Origin of the sequence: Flavobacterium caeni (assembly GCF_900101895.1) — a bacterium.
GTDB lineage: Bacteria > Bacteroidota > Bacteroidia > Flavobacteriales > Flavobacteriaceae > Flavobacterium > Flavobacterium caeni.
Genome location: NZ_FMVF01000013.1, coordinates 95,594 through 104,900, shown reverse-complemented (window position 1 = coordinate 104,900; position 9,307 = coordinate 95,594). Strand labels below are relative to the sequence as shown.

Here is a 9,307-nt window from a genome sequence, read left to right as displayed (position 1 = left end):
TGGCTGTAGACCTTCGTGCCGTAGCGGTTGAAGATCTCCAAGCGACGAACGTTCAGGCCCGCCAAATCGAAGAAGTCGTTGTCGCTGCCGTCGCCGGGGGAAATACCCTTCTGGATCGTGCAAGAAACAGAATCGACCGGAATACTCGCCGTATAACTACATCCTTCCTGCGAAACCGTCAAGTAGTAGGTTCCTGTTGCCGTCGCCACTAAAGTAGCTTCGTCGGCCCCAGGAATTGGAACGTTTTCACTGTCTGCCCATGCATAAGTCGCCGATGATCCGAAGCTCGTGCCCGGTGCGATCGACAAGACAAATTGTGGTCCGACGCAATCGCCCACCAACGCAAACTCAGGCAACGAAATGATCGTCACGGTCAGGGTTTGTCCTGTGGCGCATTGACCTGCGTCCGGGGTAAATACGTAATCGGTTGAACCCGGTGTTTGGGTGTTGATCACAGCCGGGTTCCATGTACCGGAGATGCCCATAGGCGAAATGTTCTCTAGGGTTGGCGCCAGCGTATCCATACACAGCGAACCGATCGGCTCGAAGCCCGGCTCCAATACGAAGTTGACCACAACGGTCATCGTCGCCTGTATCGCGCACTGGCCTGGGTCTGGATCAAACGTATAAGTGGTGGTGGTCTGGTTGTTCGGCAGTGGCGACCAGACGCCAGTGATGCCGTTGGTCGAAGTCGTCGGGAGCGTAAAACTCGCACCCGAACAAATTGGTGCCAACGGTACAAAATCTGGCAGTTGGTTGGCCGGCAACACTGTGACGGTTAGACTCGTCGGGAGCGTACAATCTTGTCCGGCCGCAGGGGTAAAATCGAAATTGAAGGTACCCGGAACCGCAGTAGAAATCACCGCTGGCGACCAAACGCCAACCACGCCGTTGAGCGAAGTCGTTGGCAAGCCCGGCGCTACGGTACCCACGCACAACACCGGAATCGGAGCGAATTGCGGCGTCACCTCTGGGTTGACCGTAATATCTAAACAAACCGGCAAGGCGCAAGTCTGGCTCGCGTCTGGCGTAAAGCAATAATTGAGCGTTCCGGCCAGCGATGTATCGACAGATGCCGGACTCCAGGTTCCCGTCACGCCGTTGACCGAAGTGGTCGGCAAGGCAATGGCCGTCGCATTTTGACAAACGTTGGTTGGTAACGTAAACGTAGGCGTCACTTGTGCATCGACCGATACGTTGACACCCGCCGTGTTCACACAACCCGAACGGTTCACGGTTACTTCATAGTAACCTGCTTGGGTTACGGTGATGCTACTCGTGGTATCAGGCAACGGATTGGTGTCGAAGGTCCAGCTAAAGGTGACTTCGCCCAAATCAAAATTGATTGGCGTCACGGCAATCGTTCCAGACGATCCTGCGCAAATCGAGAAGTCGGCCGGCAAGGTAAACTGCGGTGTCAAATCGTTGATGATGAGCTCGAAAGTCGTCACCCCAAAACAGCCCGAGGCGTTCTCTGCCCTGACATAAATGGTTTGCGGATTCGAGGTGTTGGTGTACGCCGTCGGGGTACTGATCTCGGTACCGTCTACACCGGCTTGCGCTTCGGCCAGGGTGGTGTAGTACGTCAAGGTAAAGCCGCTGCCGATTGGTGCGATGATCGACGAAGCATTGGTGGTCAAATCGAACACCCCGGTAGTCGCCGCGTCGCAAATGGTCAACGCGTTGGCTTGGCCAGGAACGACCGGCGGGTAGTATTCGACCACAATCGAATCGGTACCAGAACATGTAGAGTTGTTCAAGACCGCGGTAACTGAATACTCGCCCTCTTGGGTCACGGTCAGCGTCGCGCCCGTAGCATCGGGAATTTGTTGGTCGCCCAAGAACCACGTAAAGGTATATTCATCGGGGTTCAAAGAAGAGTTGAGTTCGATGCTTCCGCCTTCGCACAAAGCGCTTCCGTTCTCTTCGAGCAGGTTGTCGCCGAGTTCGAGGTTGCCCAATCCAAAACTGCCCCCTTCGATGAATACCGCCGAATCGAGCGCGTTGTCTTGGCCGAATGGTCCAAAGTCAGAAATGGCCAACTTGATGTGGTAGGGTTGTCCCGGAATTACAGGAGCCGATGCCGTCAACGGAACGGTCACCCCATTAAAGTTGATCGGCGCTTCGAGCGGATTGCCTTCCGGCGCGTCATAATAGGCCGCAAAATACTCTTCGTTGGCCGACTCACACGCGTCGTTGTACAAATTGTTGCGGATGGTGGTCACCGAAATTGGGATGTCGGTGTTTGGCAACACGGCCAGGTTCGTGGTTTCGTTTGTCGTCAAGTTCGTCAGGATAAATCCGAATACATCCGAATAGTTACATTGGAAAGTACCATACTCCTCCGACGCAAAGATGAAATTAAAGCTGATGTTGTTGGTGAGCGGTACGAAATCGAATTCCAAAGAAGTCGCATTCCCCAAGGTGCCCACAATGCCTTGATCGATCAAAATCTGATCGAGGTCGGCATCGCCCGGCCAAGTGAAATCGCCTTCACTTTGAATATTGGTGTTCGGGCCCGGCGCCATATTGGCATCGCCCGAACTCAGCACCACGCCGTATTCAAACGGGAAGCTCGATCCGTTACGTTCAAAATAACCGATGCCGTTGGTGTCCAATCCGAAGTCGGTGCCTGTAGACGAGGTCACATTCGAAACGCTCGCGCAAGTGGTGTTGAGCAATACGTCTTCGATCAATTGAAGGTTGGTATGGCTGGTGGTAGTCGACGAGATCGGCGGCGGGATCGTTCCGATACAGATGTCGAAAGTCGAGGTTTGCCCCTGTGTCTCTGTCCAAGAATAGACACGGATAAAATAGGTTTGTCCCACGGTAAGCCCTGTGGCGATACTTTGGTTGGCGTCGCTACAATACACCTGGGTCAGGTTGCCGCAGTTGTCGCCTACATAAAGTATGTGGAACAGGTCTTCGGTCGAACCTTGGATGTTGAACAAGTCGATGTTGTGTGCCGTGGTCGATGCCGTAAATTGGAACCAAACGTCGTCGTCTGCCGAGCCACCGCAATCTTGCGGCAAGGTCGATGGCGTCGCACCGATGATGGTACCCGATGCAATTTGCGCACAAGATTGGTCGCCGTTTACCGGCACCACGATGGCCGTGTCGCACTCGTCGTTGGTGATCAATGAAGCGAAAGAAAGCGGACCGGCCCAGTTGCTCAAATCGCCGGGCGCACAAATCGCGCGAACGTAGAAAACATAGGCGGTACCTGAAGTCAATGCGGCCAAATAAGGATTATCTGAAGTTTCGATTCCCTCAGCGTCGGGTGCAGGAATCGGTGAGCCCGCCGGTAGAAGAATAACTTCCCATTGCGTTGCCGTTCCTGATTCGGTCCAGCCCAAAAGCGCCGATGTGGTCGTCACATCGTCTACATACAATTGGGTTGGTTTCGGACAGGTTGCCGGGACGCATTGTACCGTACCCGAGAACAAAGTCGTTCCCTGATCGAATCCATTAGGGCCGTAGGTAAATACCTGTTCGCCCGATTGGTTATGGATTTGGATGCCCACCTCTCCGGCAAAAGCGCCGCCGTTGTTCCAGAACAACTCGAATCCGATGTTGTTACACAAAGTGATTACTTGTTGGATAGGGCCCTCGCCATCGGTAAAGTCGGCGCCAATCGTAGCCACCGGAATACCGTTTTGGAAAATCGTCATCGTGTTGCCGTTCCAACCGTCGCCAAAACTGTCGGTCATCGTAAAGGTATAGTCGCAAACATCGGCAGGGGCGCAAATCTGTGTCGAGAAATCGAATCCTGCGCTCCAGAAACTGTTGTCGGTTTCCGAACACACCGAACGCACATAAACCGTATAGCTCGTAGCCGCCGTCAAATCGACGTCGTACACAAAAGGAGGAGCCGTTGCAAGCACCCAGCCCGTGGCATCTTGTGCAGGAGGCGGTGCCGTAGAAGGCAACACCAATACATTCCAAGAGGTAGCCGCTGGCGTATTGTTTTCGTCCCAAGTAATGGTGGCAGAAGTGAGCGAAGTGCTGGTCACGGTCACACCGGTTGGTGCCAAACAGGTTGGCGGCACGCACTCGGCGGTTCCTGCAAACAAAGTCTCGCCTTGCTGGTTACCGCCTGGGTTGTGGGTAAAAATATTCTGTCCGAGGAAGCTCGTAACGGTAAGCCCGACCTCGCCCGCAAAAGCGCCACCTTCGTTCCAGAAAATTTCAAATGAAACACCGTGACAAAGTGGGATCTGTACATCAATAGGTCCTTCGCCGGTTTCGAAATTGGCACCGATGGTGGCCACCACAACGCCATTCTGCAAAATGTTCATCGTGTTGCCGTTCCAGCCGTCGCCGAACGTATCGATCATCGTAAAGGTATAGACGCATTGTTCCGATGCGGCACAAATGGTTGTGTTCGCTGTGTACGGACCGGCAAGCGTACTGATGTCGTCTGCCGCGCAAATCGCACGAACGTAGAAATCATAGGCCGTTCCCGATACCAATCCGGTAGTGATCGTCACCAACGTTTCGGTGGTGTCTACCCAGTTCGGATCATCGACCGCCGGCGCAGGGCTGCCCGCAGCAACAAAGATGTACTGCCACGCGGTTTCGTTCAAGCCCGGTGTCCAGCCAAACTGGATCGAGGTCAAATCGGGGTTCTGGGTGTACAAGGCTGTCGGTTTAGGACAGGTTGGCAACGTAAAGAACGGCTCCGAAGGGTTCGACCATGGATTGTCGCCCGGCGTCGTACATACGGCCCTTACATAAATCACATATTCTGTGTCGGGCAACAAGCCAGACGTCAGTTCGAATGGATTCTCGGTGGTGTTGGCCGTTGGCGTGGTGTTTTCATCGGGTGCCGGCGATCCTATCGGAAGCACGACAATATCCCACGATGCCGGCGGCAAGCCGTTCGGGGTCCAGGCGATGGTCACGCCATTCGGTGTCGGGCTCGACCAGGTGACCTGGGTTGGCGGCAAACACAGCGGATTGGCGCAATCTACTTCACCGTTATAAATGGTCGAACCTTGTTGGTCGCCTGCAAATGGGCCGAACGAGAAAATCGACTGGCCAAAGGAGTTGATCACGGTAAATCCGACTTCGCCAGGGAAATCGCCACCGGTATTCCAGAAAATCTCGAACGGACCGTCGCACATAGGGATTGAAACCTGGATCGGGCCTTCGCCGTCTTCGAATGTCGGTCCTATCTCGCCCACGGGCAATCCGTCCTGGATGATGCTCATGGTGTTGCCGTTCCAGCCGTCGCCGAACGTATCGGTCAATTCAAAAATATAGTTACAGCCACTGGTACACGATGTGGTGTTGAACAAGTAAGGTCCTGCCCATTGGCTGAACGACACCCCATCTGGGCAAAGCGCCCTGACCCAATACTGGTATGGCGTACCGAGTTGAAGCGTCGTGCCCTCCTGCGTGAGTTGCGTCACGCCAAAGTTCGTGTTGGTGCCCGCCGGGATACCTGCGGCGCTCGGCACCGGTGTTCCTGCGGTTTGTACGAACACTTCCCATGCGGTAGCCCCGCCCGGGTTCTGCCAAGAAAGGTTGGCGCTGTTCGGGCCTGTTCCCGTGGCCGAAAGCCCCGTAGGCGGCGCACAGGTGACGTCCTGTATCGTAAGGTTGTATTCGAAGCTATCGTTGGTAGACGAAATGACGATGTAAATCGTATTGCCCGCCGTGACTTCCAACGCAGGGATGCTTCTGATCGAGCCGTTGTTGTTGCCCACGCCGGCCAAACAGTTCGAACCGATATCGGAACATTCATCGTAAACAAAAACACCCGTTCCGGTATTGCCCAGCGGGTTCATTTCGATGCTGATCAGTCCCGTAGTGGTGGCCGGCACGGTGTACGAATACACCACATCGTTGCCCGCCAAAAAGTCGCCGGTGGTACCGCAACCCGTTCCGCCCGGAGACGGAAAATTGATGTTATTGCCCTGTTGGATCGTGTTCCCCGTATCGAAATACGGAAGCGGCGTCACCACAATCGGGCCGTCGCACGTAGAGCCAAGTGGCGAAGTCGTAAAGTTGAACGGTCCCGTTTGTTGGCTCACCGATTCGGAACAAACCGCGGTCACGTAAAATTGATAGGCGGTGTCTGGTGTCAAAGGCCCTGGCGGATCTTCGAGTGGAATGGTATAGCTGTCGGTAGCGCCGCCATCGGCGATGCCGGAGATAACGGTGCCGGTTCCGGGAACAAATCCCGACGGGCCATATTCGATGTTGTACGAAACGGCCGATCCTTGCCAGGTGAGTGTAGCGTTGTAGGCCGATACGTTCTCGACCCCGAATTGTGTCGGCTCGGGGCAACGCTCGACAATGTGCACGTCGTCGACAAGCCAACGGTCGCCGCTGGTTTGGTCGCCTTCTTGGGTAAACACCTTGACGAACGCAAAATACCGCGTCCCGGTAAAAGAGAAGTTGATGACTTTTTCTTCGTAGTCGAGCTGGTTGGCCGTAACGGTGCTGAGCGTCGTTTCGGTGTACTGCTGCAAGACCACATAGGCCGCAAAATTGAGCGGATCGGGATCGGAAGAAACACGTATTTGATACAACGTACCCGTGTCGCCGTTCAGGGTTTGCCGCGTAAAAAAACGCAATTGGCGGTTGGCCTGGATGTTGAGCACTTGCGGGGTAATCAGCCATTCTTCGGCCAGTACGCCATCGCCTGTATTTTCACGGTTGACAAACGCCGCTTTTGCGCCGCCATTGGCCGGATAAACCCCGGGGTTGACTTGCCAATTGAACGGCTCGTTAAGCCGGTTGTCCTTGACCAGCCAGTTTCCCGACGCCATGGTCCAGACGCCCGAGGCATCCGGTTCGTCGGGAGCGGCTTCGAAATCCTCATCGAGCTGTGCAAAGCCCGAAAAAGTAACAAAGCCCATTAAAAACAATAGGAAATGTTTTTTCATAAAACGAAAAATTTAGTTGGTTGTTATAGGTTTTTGCAATTTTTGCTTCCCAAATTTAACTAATTTTATCAAACTTTTATGAATTTTTTAATGGTTTGGTGTTAAATATAAAATTTGTTGCGTTTTCCCCAATTATAGCCGACTTTCACTAGTTTTGCATACATTCGCTGATCATGCTCGAGAAAGAAAACATCAAATTTGAAAAGACCGTTCTGGTTGGGATTGTCACCCAAAACCAAAACGAGGAAAAGCTCGCGGAATACCTCGACGAGCTTGAATTCCTGACCTTTACCGCAGGTGGCGAAGCCGTAAAACGCTTTTCGCAAAAAATGGATCGTCCGAACCCGAAAACCTTTCTCGGCACGGGAAAAATGGACGAAATCAACTATTATGTAAAAGACAACGGCATCTCGACCGTCATTTTCGACGACGAGCTATCGCCTTCTCAGCAAAAAAACATCCAGCGCATACTGGGCTGCAAGGTGTTGGACCGCACCAACCTCATCCTCGATATTTTTGCGCAACGCGCCGAGACCTCATATGCGCGCACGCAGGTCGAACTCGCGCAGTACCAATATTTGCTGCCACGTCTTTCGGGCATGTGGACGCACTTGGAACGCCAACGCGGCGGTATCGGGATGCGCGGACCGGGCGAGACCGAAATCGAGACCGACCGCCGTATCGTACGCGACCGCATCGCCTTGTTGAAAGACAAAATCAAAACGATCGACAAACAAATGTCGGTGCAACGTGGCAACCGTGGCGCGATGGTGCGTGTGGCTTTGGTGGGTTACACCAATGTGGGCAAATCGACGCTCATGAATGCGATCGGCAAAAGCGACGTTTTTGTAGAAAATAAACTGTTTGCGACACTCGACACCACGGTACGCAAAGTGGTCATCAAGAACTTGCCGTTTTTGCTCTCGGACACCGTGGGATTCATCCGAAAATTGCCGACGCAACTCGTCGAATCGTTCAAGAGTACGCTCGATGAAGTGCGCGAAGCCGATTTGCTGCTGCACGTGGTCGACATTTCGCATCCCGATTTTGAGGACCACATCGCATCGGTCAACCAGATTTTACAGGACATCAAAAGCCACGACAAACCCACGATCATGGTGTTCAACAAAATCGACGCCTACAGGCATTTGACGATAGACGAAGACGACCTCATCACCGAGAAAACCGAGCGCCACTACACGCTCGACGAATGGAAGCAAACCTGGATGTCACGCGTTGGCGAAAAGAATGCGCTGTTCATTTCGGCTACCGAGAAGGCGAATTTCGAGGAGTTCCGCAAAAGGGTGTACGAGGCCGTGCGGCAAATACACATCACGCGGTTCCCGTACAACAACTTCCTGTATCCCGATTACGACGACGCGGTAGAAAAAGAAGACAAAGCATAAAAAAGCCCTCTGTTGAGGGCTTTTATTTTTAGGAGGTATTTTAGAATCCGATGTTCACCGACAAACCAAACACCTCGCGCACCTGGAATCCCTTGAAGGCATTGTCGTCGTAGATGGTCTGGAACGACAGCACCGTGGTCAAATAACGGTTGATTTTCATCACCACGTTGAGCTGGTAATCGAGGTCGACGTTTTGCGGATCCTCGAGGTAATTCGAATACAGCGTCAGGATATTCTCGAACGTGACATTGGTCATCACCGCAAACTTGTAGTAACCCGAAGCGTGGAAACCAAGCTCGTAACGCATGCTTTTGCCACGGTCTACGCCAAAATACGTTCCGTCTACATACGGTTCCAAGGTTGGGATTCCGCCGGCATCATACACGATACGATCCGACGTATACTGGCTGTCTACAAACGTAATTTTTGACGTGGCCGGCGCAATATTGATCTTCAGGTTCTCGCCTTTTTGATACAGCATACCCGGACCAAAAGTCAGGTAGCCCGGCGACAGGAAACTGGTGTTGGGCGTACGGATCTCGCGGTCGAGCGAATCGCGTCCGTAAATGTAACCCTTGGTCAATTGCGTCTTGAAATTCAGGAAGAACGAGTACGACCAATCGCCTTTGGCCTTTTTGCCGAGCAACGAGTTGAACTCAAAGCGGTCGTCGGTTTTCTTTTCGAACGACGAATTCTCGGTTTTGACCAAGCCGTACGACGCGATCACTTTGTTGTCCCATGACCAATCGTCTTTTTTGTAATTGAGGTCGTAGTTGATCCCGACGGTTCCCGAGATGTTGTTCTCGCCACCCGCCTGCCAGTTGCTAAAGCTCGATTGGTTGAGCAACAGCGAAAAGTTACCCTTTGATTTCCAGATTTTTACCGTGTCTGCCGGTGTCGGTGCGGCGGGTTCTTGCGCCCAAATCGACATCGTTCCGACAAAAAATAACGAGAGTAGTACAATTTTCTTCATAGGTCGAAAGTTAGGATTGTATCGTAAATATA

General features: G+C 53.0%; 3 protein-coding genes. 1 reads left to right on the top strand and 2 read right to left on the bottom strand.

Going from position 1 to position 9,307, the window contains the following annotated elements; translation table 11 throughout:
* The coding region (locus BLP55_RS12905; protein ID WP_139149670.1) for a choice-of-anchor L domain-containing protein at positions 1-6,896 on the bottom strand (6,896 nt) is incomplete at its 3' end.
* Between the two features lie 173 nt (positions 6,897-7,069).
* Between BLP55_RS12905 and hflX the strand changes: the two genes are divergently transcribed.
* Positions 7,070-8,302 carry a GTPase HflX gene (gene hflX / locus BLP55_RS12900; RefSeq protein WP_091144987.1) on the top strand — a complete coding sequence of 411 codons (1,233 nt, stop codon included), beginning with the start codon at positions 7,070-7,072 and terminating at the stop codon, positions 8,300-8,302.
* Positions 8,303-8,342: 40 nt separating this feature from the next.
* Here hflX and BLP55_RS12895 read toward each other — a convergent pair whose 3' ends face one another.
* Complete coding sequence (locus BLP55_RS12895; protein ID WP_091144984.1) at positions 8,343-9,275, bottom strand: DUF3078 domain-containing protein; 933 nt, start codon at positions 9,273-9,275, stop codon at positions 8,343-8,345.
* Between the last annotated feature and the right edge of the window lie 32 nt (positions 9,276-9,307).

What these genes read in the sequence shown, in the direction of transcription:
- hflX (WP_091144987.1), top strand. Translation starts at nt 7,070, where the DNA reads ATGCTCGAGAAAGAAAACATCAAATTTGAAAAGACCGTTCTGGTTGGG.
- BLP55_RS12895 (WP_091144984.1), bottom strand. Translation starts at nt 9,275, where the DNA reads ATGAAGAAAATTGTACTACTCTCGTTATTTTTTGTCGGAACGATGTCG.